Source organism: Amycolatopsis sp. NPDC004169, from assembly GCF_040610315.1.
In the GTDB taxonomy this organism is placed as follows: domain Bacteria; phylum Actinomycetota; class Actinomycetes; order Mycobacteriales; family Pseudonocardiaceae; genus Amycolatopsis.
Map to the genome: position 1 here is coordinate 63,406 of NZ_JBEXMD010000034.1, position 21,440 is coordinate 84,845.

At 73.3% G+C, this 21,440-nt stretch carries 21 protein-coding genes and 2 pseudogenes; 9 read left to right on the forward strand and 14 right to left on the reverse strand.

What is annotated here, in order from left to right; all coding sequences use genetic code 11:
- Entirely contained in the window at nucleotides 1–2,127 is a 2,127-nt protein-coding gene (locus ABZX11_RS34860) for a hypothetical protein (RefSeq protein WP_354921257.1), read from the reverse strand.
- A 29-nt stretch (nucleotides 2,128–2,156) separates the two neighbouring features.
- The gene (locus ABZX11_RS34865; protein WP_354921260.1) at nucleotides 2,157–3,080 is read right to left on the reverse strand and encodes a DMT family transporter; all 924 of its coding nucleotides are present in this window, start codon (nucleotides 3,078–3,080) and stop codon (nucleotides 2,157–2,159) included.
- Between the two features lie 53 nt (nucleotides 3,081–3,133).
- Here ABZX11_RS34865 and ABZX11_RS34870 point away from each other — a divergent pair, with 53 nt between their 5' ends.
- Nucleotides 3,134–4,078, forward strand: coding sequence for a LysR family transcriptional regulator (locus ABZX11_RS34870; protein ID WP_354921263.1), 945 nt, complete (start codon nucleotides 3,134–3,136; stop codon nucleotides 4,076–4,078).
- Here ABZX11_RS34870 and ABZX11_RS34875 read toward each other — a convergent pair.
- The 4 genes from ABZX11_RS34875 to ABZX11_RS34890 all read right to left on the reverse strand — a co-directional run bounded on the left by ABZX11_RS34875 (nucleotide 4,035) and on the right by ABZX11_RS34890 (nucleotide 7,324).
- On the reverse strand, nucleotides 4,035–4,370 hold the full coding sequence (locus ABZX11_RS34875) for a hypothetical protein (protein ID WP_176170004.1): 336 nt from the start codon (nucleotides 4,368–4,370) through the stop codon (nucleotides 4,035–4,037). The genes ABZX11_RS34870 and ABZX11_RS34875 overlap by 44 nt on opposite strands.
- A gap of 14 nt (nucleotides 4,371–4,384) precedes the next feature.
- On the reverse strand, nucleotides 4,385–5,746 hold the full coding sequence (locus ABZX11_RS34880) for a protein kinase (protein ID WP_354921267.1): 1,362 nt from the start codon (nucleotides 5,744–5,746) through the stop codon (nucleotides 4,385–4,387).
- Between the two features lie 96 nt (nucleotides 5,747–5,842).
- Entirely contained in the window at nucleotides 5,843–6,304 is a 462-nt protein-coding gene (locus ABZX11_RS34885; RefSeq protein ID WP_176170002.1) for an HNH endonuclease, read from the reverse strand.
- An 81-nt stretch (nucleotides 6,305–6,385) separates the two neighbouring features.
- On the reverse strand, nucleotides 6,386–7,324 hold the full coding sequence (locus ABZX11_RS34890; protein WP_176170001.1) for a ferulic acid esterase: 939 nt from the start codon (nucleotides 7,322–7,324) through the stop codon (nucleotides 6,386–6,388).
- 154 nt (nucleotides 7,325–7,478) lie between these two features.
- On the opposite strand from ABZX11_RS34890, the gene htpG reads away from it, so the two are divergent.
- Nucleotides 7,479–9,374 (forward strand): molecular chaperone HtpG, encoded by a 1,896-nt coding sequence (gene htpG / locus ABZX11_RS34895; protein ID WP_176170000.1) that lies wholly within the window; start codon nucleotides 7,479–7,481, stop codon nucleotides 9,372–9,374.
- A 132-nt stretch (nucleotides 9,375–9,506) separates the two neighbouring features.
- On the opposite strand, the gene ABZX11_RS34900 is transcribed toward htpG, so the two are convergent.
- A complete protein-coding gene (locus ABZX11_RS34900; RefSeq protein ID WP_354921272.1) occupies nucleotides 9,507–10,931 on the reverse strand; it encodes a glycoside hydrolase family 76 protein in 1,425 nt (474 codons plus the stop codon).
- A gap of 177 nt (nucleotides 10,932–11,108) precedes the next feature.
- Here ABZX11_RS34900 and ABZX11_RS34905 point away from each other — a divergent pair, with 177 nt between their 5' ends.
- From ABZX11_RS34905 to ABZX11_RS34915, 3 genes and pseudogenes are all read left to right on the forward strand, one after another.
- Nucleotides 11,109–11,447, forward strand: a complete 339-nt coding sequence (locus ABZX11_RS34905) for a hypothetical protein (RefSeq protein ID WP_176169998.1) — start codon at nucleotides 11,109–11,111, stop codon at nucleotides 11,445–11,447.
- A gap of 3 nt (nucleotides 11,448–11,450) precedes the next feature.
- A pseudogene (locus ABZX11_RS34910) lies at nucleotides 11,451–11,882 on the forward strand (phosphoribosyltransferase family protein); the annotation flags it as partial.
- A gap of 97 nt (nucleotides 11,883–11,979) precedes the next feature.
- Entirely contained in the window at nucleotides 11,980–12,402 is a 423-nt protein-coding gene (locus tag ABZX11_RS34915) for a DUF6292 family protein (RefSeq protein ID WP_354921276.1), read from the forward strand.
- A 1-nt stretch (nucleotide 12,403) separates the two neighbouring features.
- Here the strand turns inward: ABZX11_RS34915 and ABZX11_RS34920 are convergent.
- The 5 genes and pseudogenes from ABZX11_RS34920 to ABZX11_RS34940 form a co-directional block, all read right to left on the reverse strand.
- Nucleotides 12,404–12,766: pseudogene (locus ABZX11_RS34920) on the reverse strand (VOC family protein).
- Complete coding sequence (locus tag ABZX11_RS34925; RefSeq protein WP_176169995.1) at nucleotides 12,763–13,170, reverse strand: hypothetical protein; 408 nt, start codon at nucleotides 13,168–13,170, stop codon at nucleotides 12,763–12,765. The pseudogene ABZX11_RS34920 and the gene ABZX11_RS34925 overlap by 4 nt, the downstream one beginning before the upstream one ends.
- Nucleotides 13,167–13,334, reverse strand: coding sequence for a hypothetical protein (locus ABZX11_RS34930; protein WP_354921279.1), 168 nt, complete (start codon nucleotides 13,332–13,334; stop codon nucleotides 13,167–13,169). Before ABZX11_RS34930 ends, ABZX11_RS34925 begins: the two co-directional genes overlap by 4 nt.
- Before the next feature lie 65 nt (nucleotides 13,335–13,399).
- Nucleotides 13,400–13,858, reverse strand: a complete 459-nt coding sequence (locus ABZX11_RS34935; protein WP_354921282.1) for a DUF4383 domain-containing protein — start codon at nucleotides 13,856–13,858, stop codon at nucleotides 13,400–13,402.
- Between the two features lie 151 nt (nucleotides 13,859–14,009).
- Nucleotides 14,010–14,834, reverse strand: coding sequence for an SDR family oxidoreductase (locus tag ABZX11_RS34940; protein ID WP_176169992.1), 825 nt, complete (start codon nucleotides 14,832–14,834; stop codon nucleotides 14,010–14,012).
- Nucleotides 14,835–14,912: 78 nt separating this feature from the next.
- On the opposite strand from ABZX11_RS34940, the gene ABZX11_RS34945 reads away from it, so the two are divergent.
- Entirely contained in the window at nucleotides 14,913–15,932 is a 1,020-nt protein-coding gene (locus tag ABZX11_RS34945) for a hypothetical protein (RefSeq protein WP_354921285.1), read from the forward strand.
- 61 nt (nucleotides 15,933–15,993) lie between these two features.
- Nucleotides 15,994–16,182 carry a DUF2795 domain-containing protein gene (locus tag ABZX11_RS34950; RefSeq protein ID WP_176169990.1) on the forward strand — a complete coding sequence of 63 codons (189 nt, stop codon included), beginning with the start codon at nucleotides 15,994–15,996 and terminating at the stop codon, nucleotides 16,180–16,182.
- 28 nt (nucleotides 16,183–16,210) lie between these two features.
- Here the strand turns inward: ABZX11_RS34950 and ABZX11_RS34955 are convergent, their stop codons facing one another.
- Both ABZX11_RS34955 and ABZX11_RS34960 read right to left on the reverse strand, forming a co-directional pair.
- Complete coding sequence (locus ABZX11_RS34955; RefSeq protein WP_354921288.1) at nucleotides 16,211–17,254, reverse strand: glycosyltransferase family 9 protein; 1,044 nt, start codon at nucleotides 17,252–17,254, stop codon at nucleotides 16,211–16,213.
- Complete coding sequence (locus ABZX11_RS34960) at nucleotides 17,251–18,729, reverse strand: HAD-IIIA family hydrolase (RefSeq protein ID WP_354921291.1); 1,479 nt, start codon at nucleotides 18,727–18,729, stop codon at nucleotides 17,251–17,253. The genes ABZX11_RS34955 and ABZX11_RS34960 overlap by 4 nt, the downstream gene beginning before the upstream one ends.
- Nucleotides 18,730–18,813: 84 nt before the next feature.
- Between ABZX11_RS34960 and ABZX11_RS34965 the strand changes: the two genes are divergently transcribed.
- Both ABZX11_RS34965 and ABZX11_RS34970 read left to right on the forward strand, forming a co-directional pair.
- Nucleotides 18,814–20,157, forward strand: coding sequence for an aldehyde dehydrogenase family protein (locus ABZX11_RS34965; RefSeq protein WP_354921294.1), 1,344 nt, complete (start codon nucleotides 18,814–18,816; stop codon nucleotides 20,155–20,157).
- 155 nt (nucleotides 20,158–20,312) lie between these two features.
- Nucleotides 20,313–21,437 carry an FUSC family protein gene (locus ABZX11_RS34970; protein WP_354921297.1) on the forward strand — a complete coding sequence of 375 codons (1,125 nt, stop codon included), beginning with the start codon at nucleotides 20,313–20,315 and terminating at the stop codon, nucleotides 21,435–21,437.
- Nucleotides 21,438–21,440: the final 3 nt, after the last annotated feature.

Genomic DNA, 21,440 nt, shown 5'->3' on the forward strand with positions numbered 1-21,440 from the left:
TCATGACAGGTACACGTGGTAGGCGTCGGTGATGGTCTCGGTGATCGTCGCCCCGGCGGCGTCGGCCGCCGTGACGCGCAGGGAGACGTCGAGGCCGCGGAACGCTTCCGTGGCCGCGGCGAAGTCCGCGTGGAAGACGCCGCCGCCGCGGGCGGTGACGGCCGCGTCCTGCCAGGTCGTGCCGTCGGTCGAGTACTGCACGGTCGCGGCGGTCACCGGGGCGGCGGCGCTCGCCTGCAGGTGCCCGACCGTGAGGTCCAGGCTCTGCGGACCCGCAACCGTGGACCCGTCCGGCCGCAGCCCGCCGACCGCGTACCCCAGCGTGAGCAGCGGTTCGACCGCGCAGGTGCGGTCCGGCCCGTTTTCGCCGCGCGCGCAGTACAGCGCGGGCGGCAGCGTCGCGCCCTCGACGTGCTGCGACTTCCACGTCCACTCGGTGTGGCTCGCGGTGCTCTGGTGGTACATCGGTCCGGTGCGCCCGGCGTCGATCGTGAGCCCCAGCGTCGCCGGGCCCGCGCCGGCCTCCTGCTCGAAGGCGGCTTCGAAGCCACCGGACGGTGAGCCCTCGGCGAGGGTGGTGCCGTCCTGGGTGAGCCGGTAGTGCCCGGTGATGGTGTCCCGTGCCTCGCCGTAGTACCCGAAACCGGTGTGGCCCGGCTCGTTGTCGCTGAACGGCGTGAACGAGAACCGCAGCAGGTCACCGGCCCGGGTCGCGGCCGGCAGCGTGGAGACGGTGGGCTCGCTCAGCAGCGCCACCGCACCCGTGGGGTGCAGCGGGAAGCGGTTCCAGCCCTCGGTGACCGACGTGCCGCCCCGGTAGGAGCGGAACGCTTCGTACTGGCCGCCGGCCCAGCCGGGGAAAGGGCCGGGCAGCACGTACTTCGACATCCCGCCGAACCACTCGAGGTCCGGTCCCGCCGAGACGTACTCGGTCTGCTTCCGGGGCAGCTGGATCGGGTGCGACGGCCGGCCGCCGCCGTCCTCGAAGGTGAACATGCCGCTGCGCTGGCGCAGGCCGAGCGAGGAGTACTCGCTGAAGTAGGTGGCGTCCACCGCGGCGACGTCCTTCGCGGTGATCACGTACCGCTGCTGCGGAATCACGCCGATCGTCGCCTTCTGCAGCACGTATTCGTACGGCGTGCCCGGCCCGGGCGGGGACACCAGCCTGCTGTACGGGTAGGTCTGCAACGCCCCGGTGCGCACCGGGACGCTCGTCGGCGACACCGCGATCGGCACCCCGGGCCCGGCGTCGAAGTCGACGAGCAGCGCCGGTCCGGTCCTGGCGGCCCGGCGGAACAGGAAGCCGGTGTCGTCCGGCAGCGCCGGCCGCGGCGTCACCCAGGTCAGCTTGCTGGACGCCCGTTTGGCGTCGACGCGGACGGCTGCATCCGCCGTCACCGCGAACTCCGGCTGCGCGCTGAACCGCAGCTCGGTCGGGTTGCCGTCGGCGTCGGTCGTCCAGAACACGCCGAGGGCGCTGTAGTGGCCGTCCGGCACGCTGAACTTGGCCGTCCCTCCGGAGAAGTAGTTGAAGTTCTCGTCCGGGGCGAGGGTGTTGCCGTCGTCGGTGTTGTAGAGGAACGCGATGCCGGTGTCGGCGGGCTTGCCCGCGATGTCGGTGGCGTCGACCGACACCGTCCGCATCACCGAACGCGGCTGCGCGGCCTGCCGCTTCGGCGCCCCGGCGAGGGCGAACCGGGCCCCGTTCGCGAACAGCCCCTGGCCGCCGAACCGGCCGCGGGCGCTGTCCTCCTTGAACTGCCGGGCCAGCGCGGCGCCGAAGGTCGCAGTGTCCACCGGGACCTTCGCACCCGCCAGCAGCGCCTTGACGTCGAACAGGCTCAGGTCCAGCCCGCGCCCGAGGTAGGGCAGGGCGGTGCCGGGCACCTCGTAGTCCCGGCCGCCGAGCCGCAGGTGCACCAGCGCCCGCGCCATCCCCTTTTCGGCGGCGGGCCGGACTTCGAAGGTGTCCCGGCCGTCCGGGGCGGTCCGGACGGTCACCCGGTCGCCGGTGGGCAGGGTGACGGTCGAGGGCGGCTCGGCGGCCACCGCCGCCGGCGGGGCGAGCCCGGTGAGCCCCGCCGAACCGGCGAGCAGGACCGCGAGCACCGAAAGACTTCTTCGCACTGGCACCTCCGTGTGGTGGTTGATCACCACTACCGACGAGCCAGCGGTCCCCGCCGTTGAGCCGGGTTCTCGATCTTCCGCGAATTACCCTGACCGGCCCAACGACGGACAGTGGCGTTGATCAGGACGACTCCGGCGACGCTGAGCGCGCCGCCCGCGAGGTCCACCCAGGTCGGCCTCTCGCCGAGCCAGGCGAAGGCCACCGCGAGCGCCACCGCGGGAACGAGGTAGAGGGCGGCCGTCGCGACCGTGAGCGAGTGCCGGGCCACCGCGTACCCCCAGGCGACGAACCCGGCCGCCGACGGGAACGCACCGAGGAACACCACGGCCAGTGTCGCTTCCGGCGGCGCCGTCACGAAGGCGTGTACGGCATCGGGCGCGAGCGGCGCGAGGAACAGCGTCCCGGCCCACATCGCGTAACAGGCGACCTCGAGCCCGGTGTAGCGCCGCAGCAACGGCTTGCTGCCGAGGTGGTAGACCGCCTGGACCGCGGCCGCGGCCAGCACGGCCCACGCCGCACCCGAGTAGCCCAGCCCGCCGCCGGTGGCGATGAGCGCGCTGCCGCCGAGCGCGACCGCGCTGCCCAGCAGCTTCGCCGCGGTGAGCCGCTCGCCCAGGAACGCGGCCGCGAGCAGCGCGCTGAACACCGGCGCCACCGAGACCAGCAGGCTCGCCGTGCCCGCGGGCACGTGCACCTCACCCCAGTTGAGCAGCAGCTGGTACGCGCTCATCCCGGCCAGCCCGCAGCCCGCGATCGCCGGCAGGTCCGCGCGGCGCGGGCGGCGCACGCCCAGCACGGGGGCGGCGAGCAGCAGCACGGCCGACGCCACCGCGAGCCGGGCGAACGACAACCCGGCGACGCCGTAGCCGTCCAGGCCCACCTTGATCGCGGGGAACGCCGACGCCCACAGGACGACGGTGATGGCCAGTGCTGCGGTCGCTTTGAGCTTCACCAGTCCATCGTCGGCGGTACGATGCCGAAGTACCAGTTACTCTTTCTTGCCCAATGGGAAAGCCGGACTTCATGTTGGAGCTGCGTCGCCTGCGGGTCCTGCACGGGCTCGCCCAGCACCGGACCGTGGCCGCGACGGCCGCGGCCCTGCACCTGACCGGCCCCGCCGTTTCGCAGCACCTGGCCGCGCTCGAACGCGAGGCCGGCGTCCCGCTGCTGGAGAAGCGGGGCCGCACGCTCGCCTTCACCCCCGCCGGACGGCTGCTGCTCTCGCACGCCGAGGTGATCCTCGACGACCTCGCCGCCGCGGAGTCGGCGCTGGCCGCGGCGGCCGGGAACGGCGGCACCGGCACGGTCCGCGTCGCGGCCTTCGCCTCCGCGGCCCGGCAGCTCCTGCCGCGCGCCTGGGCCGGACCGGTGTCCCTGCGCCTGGTCGAGCAGGAACCCGACGCCGCTCTCGAGTCACTGCGCCGTCAGGACGTCGACGTGGCGGTCGTGCACAGCTATTCGCTCCTGCCGCGGGAAACCCCGCCGCGGTTCGCCGAGCGGGCCCTGCTCGACGACCCGGTGCTGCTGGCGCGCGACCCGGCCTCGCCGGGGCCGGCCGACGGCGAACCGGTGGACCTGGCCGCGTTCGCGGGCCGGCCGTGGCTGGTGCCGACGGCCGACCTCTCCTGCCACGCGATGATCCAGCGGGCCTGCGGTGCGGCCGGCTTCGTGCCGGAGGTCGCCGCGGAGTCCGCGGACTTCGCCGTCCTGGTCGCGCTCGCGGCCGCCGGCGCGGGTGTCGCGCTGGTGCCCGCCATGGCGCTGCCCGCCGGAACGCCCGGCGTCAGCCTGCACCCGCTGCGGGAACCGTTGACCCGCAGGGTGTTCGCGGTGACGCGGGCGGGACTGGCGCGGCGGCCGGATGTCTTGGCGGTACTGGACCGGCTGGAGCGGGCCGCGCGCGAAGTCACTTCTTCCGGGCTTGCTCGACGGCTTCCAGGAACGCCTTGACGCGGGCCAGCTTGCCGTACCCGTAGCGGAAGGTGTTGCCCGGCAGCTTGTCGCACCCCATCGGCACGTTCGCCACGACCTCCGTGGGCGCGTCCGGGGTCACGAACACGACTTCGCCGGGTTTCCCGCGGGTCGCCTCGGTGTGCTTGACGTCGGTGAGCTTCGCGACCGGGAACCGGTGCGGCTTGTCGTCGGGGAGGAAGCCCAGCACCTTCGTGGCGACCTTGAGGGTGACGGTCCGGCCGTCGAAGTGGATGGAGCGGCGGCGGTCCCGGACGTGGTGGGACGTCACGGTGCCTCCCGTGGTCAGAGCGTCCGGCAGGTGAGCGCCGGACGGGCGTCGGCACTTCCGTTCTGCGTCAGGGCGATCAGGCCGAACGTCGTGGTCTTGTCCGCGTCGAGCTTCGCGTTCCAGGCGGCGTTTTCGACCGTCACGGTGGAACCATCGACCGAGAAGGTGCCGTTCCACAAGCCGCTGATGCGGTGACCGGCGGGCAGCTGCCACCGCACGCGCCAGCCGGACAGGCCTGCGGTGCGGTCGTTGCGCACCGTCACCTCCACCTGGTAGCCGCCCGGCCAGGAGTTCGTCACCTGGTAACGCGCGGCACAGCCCAGGTCGGCGGGTGTCGTCGGCGGCGGGCTCGAGCTCGCCGGTGCCGCGGGAGCGGAGGGGACGACCGGTGCGGCCACCGGTGTGCCGTCCGGGACGATCACCGTGCCGATCACCACGCCGAGTGCCAGCAGGACCGCCCCGGCGGCGCCCGCCAGAACGAGCCGGCGTCGCGGACGGCGGACGCGCAGCAGCCGGGTTCCCGCCCGGGGCCGGGGGCGCGGCGCAGGCAGCGGACGGCCGCCGGCGACCGCTTCGAACAGCTCCTGGACCTCCGCCATGGCCGGGCGCGCGTCCGGGTCCCGCTGCAGCATGCGGGTGAGCACCTCGGCGAGCGGCCCGCGGTGCCGCGGCGGGATGGTCTCCTCCTTGGCGATGCGCAGCAGGAGCGTGATCGCGTTGTCGTCGTTGCCGAACGGGGGAGTGCCCTCCAGCGCGCGGTAGAGCGTCGCCCCGAGGGAAAAGACGTCGGCCGGGTACCCGGCTTCGCCGCCTCCGGCGACTTCCGGGGCGAGGTAGGCGGGGGTGCCGGCGATGAACCCGCCCCCGGTCACGGTGCCTTCGCCGGTGGCCCGCGAGATGCCGAAGTCGGCGATCTTCGCGACGCCGGACTCGTCGAGCAGGACGTTGCCGGGGGTGACGTCGCGGTGCACGACCCCCTCGGCGTGCGCGGCCGCGAGCGCGGACGCGATCGGCGCGCCGATGCGCGCCACCTCCTCGGCGGGCAGGGTCTCGCGGTCGGCCAGGATGTCCGCCAGGCTGCGCGACGGCAGGTATTCCATCACCAGGTAGGGCCCGCCGGGCGCCTCGACGACGTCGTGCACCGTGATCGCGTGCGGGTGGCGCAGGCGCGCGGTCAGCCGCGCTTCGCGCAGGGCGCGCGCGCTCGCCTGGGCGCTCGCGGCCGGCCCGAGGGTGGCGTCGTAGTCCAGCTGCTTGACCGCGACGACCCGGTCGAGCCGCTCGTCGCGGGCGCGCCAGATGACACCCATCGAGCCCTGGCCGATCCGCTCGGCCAGCCGGTAGCGCCCGGCGATCAGCTCTCCTGCGTCGGTCACGCGACCTCCCCGGCTTTCCCCAGAGCACACGGATGCGGGCAGCGATCGGTTCGAGCCTAACGGCCTGCCCGCCGACGCGCGACGGACAGGCCGGGCTCAGGCGCCGGGCCGGTGCAGCTGGTCCCACGCCGGGACGTACGGCGTGAACCGCAGCTTCATCCCGGCCTCGCCCGGCAGCTTGTCCGCCTTGCGGGCGTTGCAGCTGCGGGCCGTGCCGCCGCACGCGGCGACCGTGTTGAGCCAGTCGGTCCGGGCGCCGCCGCGGCTCAGCGGCGTCACGTGGTCGATCGTGGTCGCGCGCTGCCCGCAGTAGGCGCAGCGGTACCCGTCACGGACCAGCACCCCGCGCCGGGACCAGCGCGGCGGCTGCGTATATCGCCACTTCATGACGACGTACCGCAGCAACCGCACGATCTTCGGGCGCGGGAACAGCCCGTACGCGAGGCCCTCCTCGGCCTCGTGGATCTCGGCGACGTGCCGGACGAGCATGCGGATCGCGTGCGGGACCGACACGGTCTGCAGCGGCTCGTAGCCGGCGTTCAGGACGAGCACCTTCACAGCGCACCTTTTCCTTCGTGAAATTCGGAAAACTTGTGCGCAACATCGTCGCCGAGTGGCTTGACCTGCGTCAATCGTGTTTCACCGCAGGGGATGGCTGCGGAAGAACCGCCAGATGACCGGGGTTGCGTCGATCACCGTCGGCGTCGCGGAGTCATTGTTGGGCCGGGTGCTCGGCCAGACGTGCCCGGCCCCTTCCACGCGGTAGTGCTCGAGGGCACCGCGCCGGTCGCAGCCGAGCCACTTCTCGGCGACCACCCCGGCGACCGGCGTCCACGACACCGGGTCCGGCCGGCAACCGTCCCTTGTGGACCAAGCGGCCAGCCAATCGGGGATCGACGGCAGGCCCTTCGCCGGGTTGCCGTCGTAGGGGATGGTCGTGTCGGCGGTGCCGTGGAAGTCGAGGATCGGCACCGATCGGCTCGGGTGGCAGGCGCCGCCCTGCGGGTAGAACGCGCCGGACACCGGCGCGAACGCGGCGATGCGGCCGGGCAGGCGGCAGGCGAGCACGCCGACGAACCCGCCGCCGTTGGACTTGCCCGCCGCGTAGATCCGCCGGTTGTCGACGCACAGGGTGCGCTGCAGCGCGGTCAGCAGGTCGCTGGTGAACAGCACGTCGTCCGCGGCGGCCGAGTAGGGCGCCCCGGTCCACGCGGACTCGCCGTCGGTGCCGATCAGGCCCTGCGGGTAGACCGCGATCGCGTCCAGCGCCGAGAAGCCGGACAGCTCCTCCTGGTACTGCGACGTGCGCTTGTGCCCGTGGAAGGACAGCACCAGCGGGTACGGCCGGTGGGGGTCGTAGCGGGCGGGCAGGTGGACGGTGTACTCGCGGTCCAGGCCGCCCGAGGTGACGTGCCGGGTGGTCGTCACCCCGGCCGGGAAGCCCGCGGGACGGCCGCAGCCGGTGGTGCGGACGGGGTGGTCGGCGACGCCGGCCGCGGCGGCGGGCGCGGCGAAGGCGGTGGTCAGGGCACAGGCCGCGGCGAACGTGGCCGCCCACCGGGTGAAGCGTCCGGGCACTCGATCCTCCTTGATCGACAGCAGGGCGTGGTCAGCATCACACCGGGAGCCGCCGGGCGCGCCATTGCGTTCATAAAGTGCGCGAGCGGATCTGTCGGAGCCGCTCGGTAGGATCGACCCAACCTCGGCCGTCGGACACGCGGAAGGAATGGAAGTGACTGCCCCGATCGAGACGCTGGAGTTCCAGTCGGAAGCGCGTCAGCTGCTCCAGCTGATGATCCATTCGATCTATTCGAACAAGGACACGTTCCTGCGGGAACTGGTGTCCAACGCCTCCGACGCCCTCGACAAGCTGCGGCTGGAGTCGTACCGCGACAAGGACCTCGAAGCGGACACCTCCGACCTGCACATCACGATCGAGACCGACCCGGAGGCGCGCACCCTCACCGTCCGCGACAACGGCATCGGCATGACCCGTGACGAGGTGGTCGCCCTGATCGGGACGATCGCCAAGTCGGGCACCGCGGACTTCCTGACCAAGCTGAAGGAGGCCAAGGACGCGGCGGCGTCGCAGGACCTGATCGGGCAGTTCGGCGTCGGGTTCTACGCGAGCTTCATGGTCGCGGACAAGGTCACCCTGGTGACGCGCCGCGCGGGCACCGACGAGGGTGTCCGCTGGGAGTCGAGCGGCGAAGGCACCTACACGATCCAGCCGGTCGAGGACGCGCCCCAGGGCACCGCGGTCACCCTGCACCTCAAGCCCGAGGACACCGAAGACCACCTCTACGACTACACGTCCGCGGCGAAGATCCGCGAGATCGTCAAGCGGTACTCCGACTTCATCACCTGGCCCATCCGCATGAAGGGCGAGGGTGAAGACGCCGAGGTCGAGACCGTCAACTCGATGAAGGCGCTGTGGGCGCGCTCGTCGAGCGAGGTCACCGAGGACGAGTACCACGAGTTCTACAAGCACGTCAGCCACGACTGGCAGGACCCGCTGGAGACCATCCGGCTGCAGGCCGAGGGCACGTTCGAGTACCAGGCGCTGCTGTTCCTGCCCTCGCACGCGCCGATGGACCTGTTCCTGCGCGAGCGCAAGCGCGGCGTGCAGCTCTACGTCAAGCGCGTCTTCATCATGGACGACTGCGAGTCGCTGGTGCCGGAGTACCTGCGGTTCGTCAAGGGCGTCGTCGACGCCCAGGACCTCTCGCTCAACGTCTCGCGGGAAATCCTGCAGCAGGACAGGCAGATCCAGCTGATCCGCCGTCGCCTGGTGAAGAAGGTCCTCTCGACGGTCAAGACGATGATGACCGCCGACGCCGAGAAGTACGCGACGTTCTGGCGCGAGTTCGGCCGCGCGGTCAAGGAGGGCCTGCTCGACGACTTCGAGAACCGCGAAGCCATCCTCGAGATCTCCTCGTTCGCCTCGACGCACGACAGCGAGAAGCCGACTTCCCTGCGCGACTACGTCTCGCGGATGAAGGACGGCCAGGAGCACATCTACTACATGACCGGCGAATCGCGGTCCGCGATCGAGAACTCGCCGCACATGGAAGCGTTCCGCGCCAAGGGCTACGAGGTGCTGGTGCTGACCGACCCGATCGACGAGATGTGGGTCGATGCGGTGCCGGGCTTCGACGGCAAGCAGTTCCAGTCGATCGCCAAGGGCCAGGTCGACCTCGAGTCGGAAGAGGACAAGAAGGCCACCGAGGTCGCCCGCGAACAGCAGAACAAGGACTTCGAGAGCCTGCTGACCTGGATGGGCACGGCGCTGGGCGAGACGGTCAAGGAGGTCCGCCTGTCGTCGCGGCTGACGACGTCGCCGGCCTGCATCGTCGGTGACACCCACGACCTGACCCCGACGCTGGAGAAGATGTACCGCGCGATGGGGCAGGAGCTGCCGCCGATCAAGCGCATCCTCGAGCTCAACCCGGAGCACGCGCTGGTCACCGGGCTGCGCGAGGCACACGCGGCCCGCCCGGAAGACGAAGGCCTGGCCGAGACGGCCGAGCTCCTCTACGGCATGGCCCTGCTCGCCGAAGGCGGCGAGCTGGCCGACCCGTCCCGGTTCATCAAGCTGCTCGCCGGCCGCCTGGAGAAGACCCTCTGACCCGTAACCCGCGTGATTGAACCCGTGACTCGCGTGATCGGGGCCGGAACTCGCCGGTTCCGGCTCCGATCACGCGAGATCCGGCTTTGGTCACGCGGGTTCGGGTTCTGATCACGCGGGTTCCGGGTTTCGTCAGGGGGCCGCGTTCATCAGGTCCAGGGCGCTTTGCTGGCGGGCCGCGTCGGTCTGGTCGAGCGGGCCGGCCCAGAGCAGGCCGTAGGCGTCGGCGCTGTTGCGGTCGTTCGCGTACGCCGAATTCGCCTGGCGCTGCAGGTAGGCCGTGTACGGGTGGTCCGACAGGGCCGCGTTGAGTACCGCCAGGTCCCGGGCGTACACGCCCTTGAACGTCGGGCCGTCCGCGCCGCCGCCCGCCGTCTCACCCGGGTCGCGGAGGATGCCGCCCGGGTTCAGGCTCGCGTTCGTCGTCGACGCGTTCGCCATCGTGCGGGCCTTCGTCAGCAGGCTCGTGTCGCCGGTGGCGCGGGAGAGCTCCACCAGCGCCGCCAGCGGCACGCCCTGGTTGTACGACCACACCGCCTGGCCGTTGTTGGCGCAGGCCGAGGTCAGACCGTCGTTGACCAGGTTGGAGCCGTTGATCATCCCGCTGCCGGCGAACCAGGACCAGCCCGCCCGGGCCCGCCCCAGGTACACCGTGTCGCCCGGGATGCGGTTGTGCAGAGCCGCGTTCAGCTGGATGTACAGCGAGTTCGGGATGGCGTTCTTGTAGGTGCGGCTCGTGCTCCACCACACCCCGCCGCCGCAGACGCCGTCCCAGTAGGCGAACATGTGGTCGGCGTCGGCGCGGGCGGTGTTCAGGTACTTGCCGTCGCCGGTCAGGTCGTAGGCGTCCACCCACGCCAGACCCCACCACCCGGTGTCGTCGAGGTAGTCGTTGCGGAACTGGCCACCCTGGGCGGCGAGGTTCTTCGTGTACGTCGTGTCGATCGCGTAGCGGTAGCTGCCCATGCCGCTGATCCGGATGTTGTCGATGACCGCGGTGAGCGCGTTCGCCGAGTTCCACCACCCCGTCGTGTCGAACAGGCCGGTGCCGAGGTTGTACCGCTCCATCAGTGCCGTCGCGGCCGCCGTCCGGCGGTCCCAGGCGTTCCACGTCGGACGCGCCCAGCCGGTGCAGGCGATCGTGCCGGACCCCGCGGGCTGCCCGCACGCCCGCAGCAGGCCGACGCCCTTGTTCGCCCAGTCGTCGGCGTTGTACATCAGGGTTCGCCAGCCCGTCGCGCCGGACGGCGTGGCGGTGTCGCCGAGCTTGCTGCCCGACGCCCAGGTGCGCCCGGCGTCGAAGGAGCGGTCCAGCCAGACGTGGTCGCCTGCCGCACCTCCGGTGATCGCCGCCCAGCCCATGGCGTCACCGTCGTCGAGGTGCAGGGCGATCCGGCGACCGCCGACACCGGTGGTGGGGCCTTCGCGGTCACCCGGCGACGACGCGGGATCCCGGGCGTCGCAGTACTTGTTGCAGATCGTCGCGGCGGCCGTGGCCGGTGTGGCGGTCGGCGTTGCGGCCAGAACGAGGGACAGCAGGGGAATGAGGAAGTGCATCAGTCACCTTCCGCGCTGAAGGGCGATGCTCCCCATTTTCCGGTGCCGATATTATTGGTCCAGTCCTTTGCGAGACAGGTTGCGGACAGGAATTCCCCGCCGCCGACGGCGCGCGGTGGCCGGGAAGGTGAGCCGCGCGGACGCTTGAGGCCGTGGCCGCGCGGGTATCCCCGGCCCATGACGAACCTCGACGACACGACGACCGCGAAACTCGACGAATTCGTGCTCGCCCGGCTCGCGGAGGACGAAGAGCGCGTCCGGGCCGGCGAACTGCCGCTGATCGACGAGGCCGAACGCCGCGGGCGGCTGCGGATCATGTACGCCGACGACGGCGACGGGCTGATCCTCGCCGGCGGGCCGGTCGAGGCGATGGAGGACCGGCACCCGGTGCCGTTCGCGGAGAAGGCCGAGTTCCTGCGCCGTGAGATCCGCGACGCCCACGACGACGCCTCGGTCAAGCTGATCGCGTCGGTGTACGAAGCCCACCCGGACTGGCACGACGAGTGGCGCCCGTGACCGATGCGGATCTTCGCCGACCGGGAGGACGGCGGCTGCCGGCTCGCGGATGAACTGCGGAGCCGGTCCTGGGCCGACCCGGTCGTGCTCGGGCCGGCCCGCGGCGGGGTGCCGGTGGCCGCCGTCGTCGCGCGGCGGCTGGGCGCCGGACCGAACGTGGCGGTCGCCCGCAAGATCGGCGCGCCAGGCCGCCGCGAGTACGGCGTCGGCGCGGTGACCCCGGACGACCCGGCGATCCACGACGAAGCCGGCTTGCGCGCGCTGAGGCTGACCGCCGCGCGGCTGGCCGAAGCACCGGCCGCTCTCACCGGCCGGGACGTCCTCCTGGTCGACGACGGGCTCGCGACCGGCGTCACTGCGACGGCGGCGCTGCGCGATCTCCGCGCGGCTCTTCCCCGGAAGCTCGTCTTCGCGGCGCCCGTCGCCGCAGCCGGCCCGGTGACGCGCTGCTCCACCCGGGGCGCCCCAGGTTGACCGGGTGGGTGACGGGGTATCACCCGATGGGGGCACCGACCGAAGAGGCGGGAGCGGGATGAGCGAACGGGACGGGCTCGGCGCGGCAGCGCGCGGGCTGCGGCAGTACCTGCTGGCCGTCGCGGCCAAGCTGGACGCGCCCGCGTGGTTCTGCGAGGTGGACGTCCCGGCCGGCGCGTACGTCGCACTCGAGCGACGGCTCGCCCGCTTCCCGCACCACGAAACGGCCCTGCTCTGGGACGAGCGCGACGGCTGGGCCGCGGCGGTCGAGTCGGCCACCGGCGACGAGGTCATCGTGCTCGCGTACCTGGGCGAGGACGTCCTGCCCGCACCCGAGGCCGTTGTGGACTTCGTGGCAGGTTTGTACGGGGAGAAGTACCCGGGCCGCCCGGACCCGCCGGACTTCCGCAGACCCGGCACCGCGGACGGCTTCGACGAACGCCTGGCCGCCTACGCGGGTGACCCCGTCGGCCGGCCCTGAGTCACCGCGCCGGCAGTACGCAGAACTCGTTGCCCTCCGGGTCCGCGAGCACGATCCACGGGTCGTCGGGCGGGTCGTCGAGGACCTTCGCGCCCAGCATCACCAACCGCTCGACTTCGGCCCGCTGGTCGCCCCGCACCGGAGCCAGGTCCAGGTGCAGCCGGTTCTTGACCGTCTTCTCCTCGGGCACCGGCTGGAACAACAGCGCCGACCCGTCGGGGAAGTCGACCTGGTGGTAGGTCAGCCCGTGCGAGTCGGTTCACGTGCGGGTCTTCGCGTTGCCCAGCGCCTGGGCCCAGAACTCGGCCAGCAGCTCCGGTTTGCGGCAGTCGACCGCCACGGCCAGCACGCGCGCCCGCGTCATGCGCCCGCCACGATCCGGTTCACGGCTTCGGCGACCAGCACCGGCTCGGACACCGTCACCGTCAGGCCCGGGTGGCGGATGCGGCCCCACGGGTCGATGCCCCGGACCGGCTCCCGGAACCGCAGGCACACGCCGCCCTGCGTCGTCGTCCCGAAGGTCAGGCCGCGATCGGCGAGGGACAGCCGGGGGCCCAGCACCCGCAGCGGGTGGTACGGGCCGGTGGCTTCGGCACCGGCCAGGTTGCTCAGCGGGGTCTCCACCAGCCACGGTCCGAACCGGACGCGCAGCCCCGCCGCGTCCAGGTCCAGCCCGGCCCGCGGGCCCAGGATCCGGTGCAGCCACGCGGGTCCGGCGAAATCCGCGTGCAGCCGGTAGTGCACGACGACGGCCTCGGTCGTGGTCATGCGCCGCCGCCAACGGGCGGGACGTCGAGTTCGTCGTCGGCCGGGAGTTCGGGGTCGCGCCAGTCCTCGGCGCGGGACGGGCCGTTGCCCTGCAGGGTCCCGCGCAGCTCGGCTTTCCGGGCGTCGTCCTCGCGCGGTGAATGCTGATCGCTCTCGCGGTGCATGGCAACCTCCTTGACGCGGTGTTCTTCCCCGGCTACCCGGTGTCCGGCCACCGAAACGGCCGTGCTCAGCGTGCGGCGACCCGGTTCCGGTTGACCGCCCGCGCCGCGACGATGCCCAGCACCAGCGCGGCGACCGCGGTCAGTCCGTGCAGCCAGTTGTCCGCCCAGTTCAGGTTGATCGGGTCCTCGGGGTTGACGAACGCGGTGGCGAGGATGCCGTAGGCGGTCATCCCGGTGAAGCCGACGAACAGTACCCAGCAGTAGATGATCGCCCCGGTGCGCCGGGTCGCCGCGAGCAGCCCGAGCACCCCCACCGCCGTGTGGACCAGGTTGAGCAGCGGGGTGACGCTGAAGATCCAGACGGCGCGGCTGGTCTCGTGGCCGACCGCGGCGGTTTCCGGGGTCAGGAACCCGGCGATCCCCAGCGCGAGGTACAGCAGCCCGATGACGGCGACGACCGGGCGGAGCCAGGACGCGGCGCGGGTGCGTGGTTCCGCGGAAGGCCGGAATTCGGCAGAAGACATGGGGTGCTCCTTCCCTCCCCGGCCGGATACCCCGGCACGCCTGCGGAAAACGGACAAGTGGAAGGGGCCGGACGGCGGGCTGGGAAGCCGCCGCCCGGCCCGCGGCCGGGGCCCGCGCCGGTCCCTGCAGCCAGGACGCGGGTCCCTGGTCTCAGGGGGAGCGCCAGTCGTGCCCGCGGTAGGCGGTCCCGTGCTGGGCCCCCATCAGCAGCAGGCCGCCGTCGACGACCAGCGACGTGCCGGTGATGTAGCCGGCCGCCGGGGTGGCCAGGAACGCGACCGCGGCCGCCACCTCGGCCGCGTGGCCGGGACGGCCGAGCGGGATGCCGGGCCGGTCCTGTTCGCGCGGATCGGCGTCGGTCTGGCCGGTCATCGGCGTGGAGATCTCGCCGGGTGCCACCGAGTTCACCGTGATGCCGTGCTCGGCCAGCTCCAGCGCGAGCACCTGGGTCAGCGCGCCCGCCCCGGCCTTCGCGGCGCAGTAGGGCGCGGCGCCGACCCGCGGGACGTGCTCGTGGACGCTGGTGATGGTGATGATCCGGCCGCCGCGCCCGGCGTCGATCATGTGCCGGGCCGCCCGCTGCGAAAGCAGGAAGACGCCGTCGAGGTCGACGTCGAGGACCTGACGCCACTTTTCGTAGTCGAGGTCCACCGCGAGCTCGCTGCTGCCCGTGCCGGAGCAGTTGACCAGGACGTCGATCCCGCCGAGGTCGTCGGCGAACGCATCGATGACGTCGGCCGCGGCGGGCAGGCCGGTCAGGTCGAGCTGCCGCACGTACGCACCAACCCCGCGCGACCGGGCCTCCTTGGCGGTCTCCTCGGCCCCCTCGGCGTCCGAGTGGTAGGTGATGCCGACGTCCAGGCCGCCGCCGGCGAGAGCGGCCGCCACGGCGCGGCCGATGCCGGAGTCGGCGCCGGTGACGACGGCGCGCCTCGGCGAAGGGGCTTCGGCGGGCAGCGGAGCCGGGAGCGACACGAGGATCTCCTTTCGTCCCCGGTCGGCTACCACCCCCTCCGGCGACTAAACGCGGTGGCCGCGGGGTATGCCGTCCGGATGAGACTGGCCGTGCTGGACATCGGGTCGAACTCCGCTCAGCTGCAGGTGGTGGACGTGTCGGCCGGGGCGCCACCGCTCCCGGCGCACGCGGTCAAGGCACCGACGCTGCTGGCCGAGGAACTGCTGCCCGACGGGACGCTGAGCGACACCGGGATCGAGCGGGTGACCGCCGCGGTCGGGCAGGCGGTGGACGCGGCGGTGCGGCTCGGCGTCGACCAGCTCTACCCGTTCGTCACCGCGGCGGTCCGCGACGCGGTCAACCGCGACGAGGTGATCGACCACATCCAGGCCGGGGCCGGGATCCGGCCGCAGTTCCTCTCCGGCGAGCAGGAGGCCCGGCTGACGTACTTCGCGGCCCGCCGCTGGTACGGCTGGTCGGCCGGGCGGCTGCTGCTGATCGACATCGGCGGCGGCTCGATGGAGCTGGTGCTCGGCCGGGACGTCGAGCCCGAGCTGGCCGTCTCGCTCCCGCTGGGCGCCGGCCGGCTCACCCGCGAGTTCCTCACCGCCGACCCGCCGACGCGGCGGCAGCTCAAGGCGCTGCGCCGGCACGTCCGCGACACCCTGTCGGAGGTGCTGGACCGGCTGCGCTGGGAAGGCCCGCCGCGCCGGGTCGTCGCGACGTCGAAGACGTTCAAGCAGCTGGCCCGCCTGACCGGTGCCTCGCCCCAGCGCAAGGGCCCGTTCGTCACCCGGGAGCTGGTGGTCGCGGACCTGCGTGGGTGGATCCCGCGACTGGCCCGCGTCCCGGCCGCGGAACGCGCGGGCCTGCGCGGCATTTCGAAGCCGCGGGCGCGGCAGGTGGTGGCCGGCGCGGTGGCCGCGGAGGTGGCGTTGTCGGCGCTGGACGTCCCGAGCGTCGAGGTCTGCCCCTGGGCGCTGCGCGAGGGAATCCTGCTGCGGCACCTGGAACAGCTCGGCGAGACGACGCCGTTGCCCCTGCAGCCGCTGACGCGCCACCCGGACGCCACGGTCCGCCCGCTTCACCCGGCAGGGGATCAGCCGGTGCCGTCCTGAACGTGTGTCGGCGGCCGGGCCGGGTAACCGCGCGGTTCCCCGAAACGGAAGGAGGGTTCCCGTGAGCAAGCCGAACCCGATCGAACTGCAGAAGTACCTGGCCGGCGTCGACTACCCGGCGAAGCGCGACGACCTGGTGCGGGCGGCCGAGAAGAACGGCGCCGACTCCGGCACCCTGGACGTCGTGCGCCGCCTGCCGGACCGGACGTACGAGGGGCCGAGCGGCGTGAGCAAGGAGATCGGCGGCTGACCCCGTGACTCGTTCCTGGCGCCCGGCGTCAGGAACGAGTCAGCTCCACGGGGTCCGGGCGCACGCCCGGGACGGCGAGGGCCGTCACCGCGCGGCAGACGTCGGCGGGGTCGATCGTCTCCAGGCACGGGTGACCGGGAACCGGGCACACCCGCGCGCGGGTGGCGCGGCAGGGCGCGTGCTGGTCGCCGAGCACCACCGTGGGCACGCCGTAGGGCGCCCACCGCTCGGGCGGCACCACCGGGGCGAACAGCGACACCACCGGGGTGCCCGCGGCCGCGGCGAGGTGGGCGGGTCCGGTGTTCGGCGCCACCACGACCCGCGCGCCGGACAGCACCGCCGCCAGCTCCGCCAGTGACGTCCGGCCGCCGAGGTCCACCGCCGCCGTCCCGGCCACTTCGCGGGTCAGCGCGCGTTCCGAGGGCGCACCCGTCACGAGCACCCGGTGCCCGTCGGCGGCCAGCGCCCGCACCGTCTCGCGGCTCCACGCCGCCGACGGCTGGCGGGCGGGCACCGAGGCCGCGGGGTGCAGCACGACGTAAGCGCCGCCGCCGGTCAGCCGGGCCATGTCCGGCAGCGGGCGCCGCAGCGCCAGGGCACCGTGGTCGTCCGGCGGCAGCGCGAACCCGGCCGCCTCGGCGAGCGACAGCATGCGGACCGGCTCCGGTGGGTCGCCGTCGACCCGGTGGCGCAGGTCGAGCAAGCTGCCGGGGTAGTCCTCGGAGATCGCGCCGATCCACCGCACCCCGGCCTGCCGCAGCAGCAGGGCCAAGGGCAGTGGCGACTGGTGAAAGGACGTCAGGACCAGCGCGCGGTCGAACGCCTTCGAGCGGACCAGCCCGACGAACGCGCCGGTGTCCTCGGCGGTCACCGGGGGTGGTTCGGGGTCGATCCAGGGCGCGGTCCAGGTGAGCACCTCCGCCACCCCCGGCAGGAGTTCGCCGGCGGCGCGGCCGTGCGGTCCGGTCAGCAGCGTCACCCGCGCGCCGGACGCGGCGACCGCGCGGACGCAGGGCCCGGCGAGCAGGACGTCACCGAGGTTGTCCTGGCGGGCGACGAGCACCCGGGTCATCCGGCGACCCCGGCGACACGCAGCGCCTCGGACAGGTCGCGGGCGACGGCGGCGTGCCGGCGGGCCTTCGCGATTTCGGGCTCGAGCGTGCGGTGCGTCGGCACCAGTACCGCGCGGGCCCCGGCCGCGAGGGCAGCGTCGACGTCGGCGCCGGTGTCGCCGATGACCACACAGGACGCGGGGTCGACGCCGAGCTCGCCAGCGGCCCGCAACACCATGCCGGGGGCCGGTTTGCGGCACGCGCAGCCGTCGCCGTCGTCGTGCACGCAGACCTGCCAGGTGCCGAACGGGCCGAAGAGCTCCTGGACCCTGGCGTTCACCGCGTCGAGCTGCTCCGGGGTGATCAGTCCTTTCGCGACACCGGACTGGTTGCTCACCACGCCGACCGGGATGCCGCGCTCGCGCAGGCCCTGCACCAGTTCGACCGCGCCGGGCACCGGGCGGACGCCGTCCGGGTCGTTCAGGTAGGGGACGTCGACGATGAGCGTGTCGTCCCGGTCGAACAGCACCGCCACCGGTGGCCGCGGCCGGCGGGCCGCGAGCTCCCCGCGCAGCCTGTGGTAGCACGCGGCCGGCGGGATCAGGGCGCTGGTCACGACCATCCGCGCCACCTCGCCCGGCGTGCGCGGGCCCGGCAGGATCCGCCGGGTGGCGAACTCCGCGGTCAGCCCGGCCCAGACGCCGGCCGCGAGCAGCGCCTTCCCGCGCTGCCGCAGCACCGGCAGGGCGAGCGCGGCCAGACCGGCCACTGTGGACAGTGTGTGCAGGCCGAGGCGGCCGGGACCGGCGCCGGTCCGCTGCCGCCAGAGCACGCCGTGCTTGGCCCGCATCAACGCGTTGTCGGCGTTGCCGCGCTGGGCCTTGAGGCTGTAGAAGAACCCGGCCCGCCGGGCCGGGTGCGTGGTCAGCCGTTCGCCCTGGTCGATCCGGTGCCCGGCTTCGGCGACGCGCAGCGCGAGGTCGGAATCCTCGCGGAAGGCACGGGGGAAGCGCTCGTCGAAGCCGCCCGCTTCGACGAGCGCGGCGCGCCGGTAGGCCATGTCCGCGGTGATCCACCGCGCGTGCTCGAGGCCCGCGGTGCCGCGTTCGTCGTCGGTGGGCCGCCGCTCCGCGGGCAGCGGGACGGTGATCCGGCCCTGGGAGGCGGCCACGTCCGGCGGCAGCGCGGCGAGGTCGCGTTCGAGCTGCCGCGCCCAGTCCGGGGCGAGCACGACGTCGTCGTCGACGAACGCGATCCACTCGCTCTGCGCCGTGCGCCAGCCGAGGTTGCGGGCCGCCGCCGGTCCGCGCCCGCCGGAGCGGACCACGCGGACACCGGCGGGGACGTCCAAACCGGACCCGCCGGGCCGGTCGTCGACGACGACGATTTCCGACGGCCGCGGATCCGGGCCGTCGAGCAGGGTTTCCAGAAGCGGCCGAAGCGTGTCCCGGCCTGTCGTGGGGATCACCACGGTGTAGTCGAGCGTCACCGCCACCGGATACCCCGGGTCGTGGGGGCCAAACGGCGTGTCGAAGGGCGCTGCCCCGGGTAACCGGCGGGCGACGAGAAGGAGGTGCGGATGACCGCGGGAACGATCGAAATCCGGAACCCGGCCGACGGCAGCGTGGTGGGCACGGTGCCGGCCGCGGGCGACGGCGAAATCGACGCGGCGCTCGCGCGGGCCCGCCGGACATCGTGGGCGAAGACCGCGGCCGCCGAGCGCGGCGCGCTGCTGCACACCGCGGCGGACCGGCTGCGGGCGCACGCCGACGAACTGGCGAAGACGAACGAAGCCGAGACGGGGAAACCGCGCGACGAAGCCCGCGAAGGCGTGCTCGCCGGCGCGGGGACACTGGACCAGTACGCGGAACTCGGCCCGGTCCACCGCGGCCGCAGCCTGCTCGGCGACGTCGGCGCGACGGACCTGATGGTGCCCGAGCCGTATGGGGTCGTCGTCGCGCTGACGCCGTGGAACGACCCGGTGGCGGTCGCCTGCGGGCTCCTGGGCGCGGCGCTGGCCACCGGGAACACGGTGGTGCACAAGCCGAGCGAACGCGCACCGCACACCGGGCAGCTGCTCGGCGAGGTGCTGGGCGGCGTGTTCCCGGAGGGCGTGCTGCAGACCTTGCAGGGCGACGGCGGGGTCGGCGCGCTGCTGGCCATGCGGTCCGACGTCGACCTCATCGCCCACGTCGGCAGCACGGCGACCGGCCGGTCGATCGCGGCGAGCGCGGCCGCGACGGGCGCGAAGACCCTGCTGGAGAACGGCGGCAACGACCCGCTGGTGATCGACGAGGACGTCGACCCGGTGTGGGCGGCAGGCCAGGCGGCGCTGGGGTCGTTCGCCAACTCGGGGCAGATCTGCGTCGCGGTGGAGCGGATCTACGTGTGTTCGGCGATCGCCGAGCCGTTCCTGGCGGCGCTGGTGAAGGAAGCCGAGGCACGCACCCTGGCCCCGCTGGTGGACCGGCGGCACCGAGACCACGTGCATTCCCACGTGGCGGACGCGGTGTCGCGCGGCGCGAAGGTGCTGACGGGCGGCTTCACCCCGGACGGTCCCGGCGCGCACTACCCGGCGACGGTGCTGACCGGCTGCGGGCCGGAGCTGCGGGTGATGACGGAGGAGACGTTCGGCCCGGTGGCCCCGGTGCAGGTGGTGGAGAGCTTCGACGACGGACTCACCGAGGCGGCAAAGGGTGAGTACGGCTTGGCGGCGACGGTGCTGACGGCATCGATGGCCCACTCCCAGCGCGCGTGGCGCGAACTGCCGGCGGGGACGGTGAAGGTGAACAACGTGTTCGGCGGCGCCCCGGGCGGGGCGGCGCACCCGCGCGGGCGGAGCGGGAGCGGGTACGGGTATGGGCCGGAACTGCTGGACGAGATGACGCAGACGAAGCTCGTGCACATCGCGCCGCCGGCATGACGGAGGAGCGGGGGAGAGGCGAGGATCGGCCGGGGGAGACGGGAAGCGGCGGCGGCACGGCGGCGGCGGATGGTGCCGGGCCGGCGCGGCCGGGCGGGAGCTCCCGTACCGACCGAGGCCGGCGTCGCCCGTCCGCGGCCGGCCGGTTCGTCGGCATGCTGCGGACCCGCGCCGCAGTCCTCGCCGCCCCCGAAGCCGACGAACACCACGACCGCACGCCGATCGGCTGGTTCGCCCGCGCCGTCCGCGTTCCCGGGCGGGAGCAGCGGATCCTCGTCCAGAGCGCCAAGGCCACCTTCGCCGCGACCGCCGCCTGGTTGCTCGCCACGCTCGTCCTGCGGCTTCCGCAGCCCTTCCTCGCCCCCTACGCCGCCGTCTTCCTCGTCGAAGCCACCGTCTACCGGTCGCTGCGGGGGTGGCTGCAGCAGGTCGGCTCCGTGGCCTCCGGTGTCCTGCTCGCCGCCGTCGCCGGGCAGCTCATCCCGTCGCAGGCCGTGGCGCTTGCCGTCGTCGTCTTCCTCGGGCTGCTCGCCGGCAGCTGGCGGCGGTTCGGCGATGCCGGCGTCTGGGTCGGTGTCACCGGCATGCTCGTCGTCTCCTACGGCACCGCGCGCGAGCCCGTCCTGCTCGGCGACCGCCTGCTCGAAACCGCGCTCGGTGCGGCCATCGGCGTCGCCGTCAACACGCTGATCCTGCCGCCCCTCTACGGCGAACGGCTCGCCGCGGCCGCCGGGCGGCTCGGGAAGGCCCTCGCGGGCCTGCTCGAAACGATGTCCGACCTGATCCGCCAGGACGAGCCGCCCGAAGACCTCGACGGCCTGACGTCCCGGGTGCGGGACGCCCGCAGCCAGGTGCTGGCCGCCGAAGAAGCCGTCGGGCTGACGCGGGAAGGGCGGCTGCTCAACCTGCGCCGCGGGCGGCCCTCCGCCGGGGCGCGCCACGAACGTCCGCTTCGGACGCTCATCGGGCTGTGGCCCGCGATGTCCCAGCTGGTCGCCGCCGTGCGGACGACCACCACCGGCCGCCGGGAGCACCCGTTCGAGTACCCCTGGCCCGACGCGCGGGATGCGCTGGCCGACCTGATGCACCACCTGGGCGGGGCCGTCCAGGCCGTCGCGACCGCCGGCGAACCCGTCGAGCTCGGCGAATGCCGCCGCCTGCTCGAGAAGCTGGAGAACCGGCTGGTGACGGCCGACGAAGACGGGGTCCCGGCCCGGCTGGGCCTCGGGACACTGACGCTGCCCGCACGCTTGCTGCTGGAGCAGCTCGAAAACCGCTGAGGA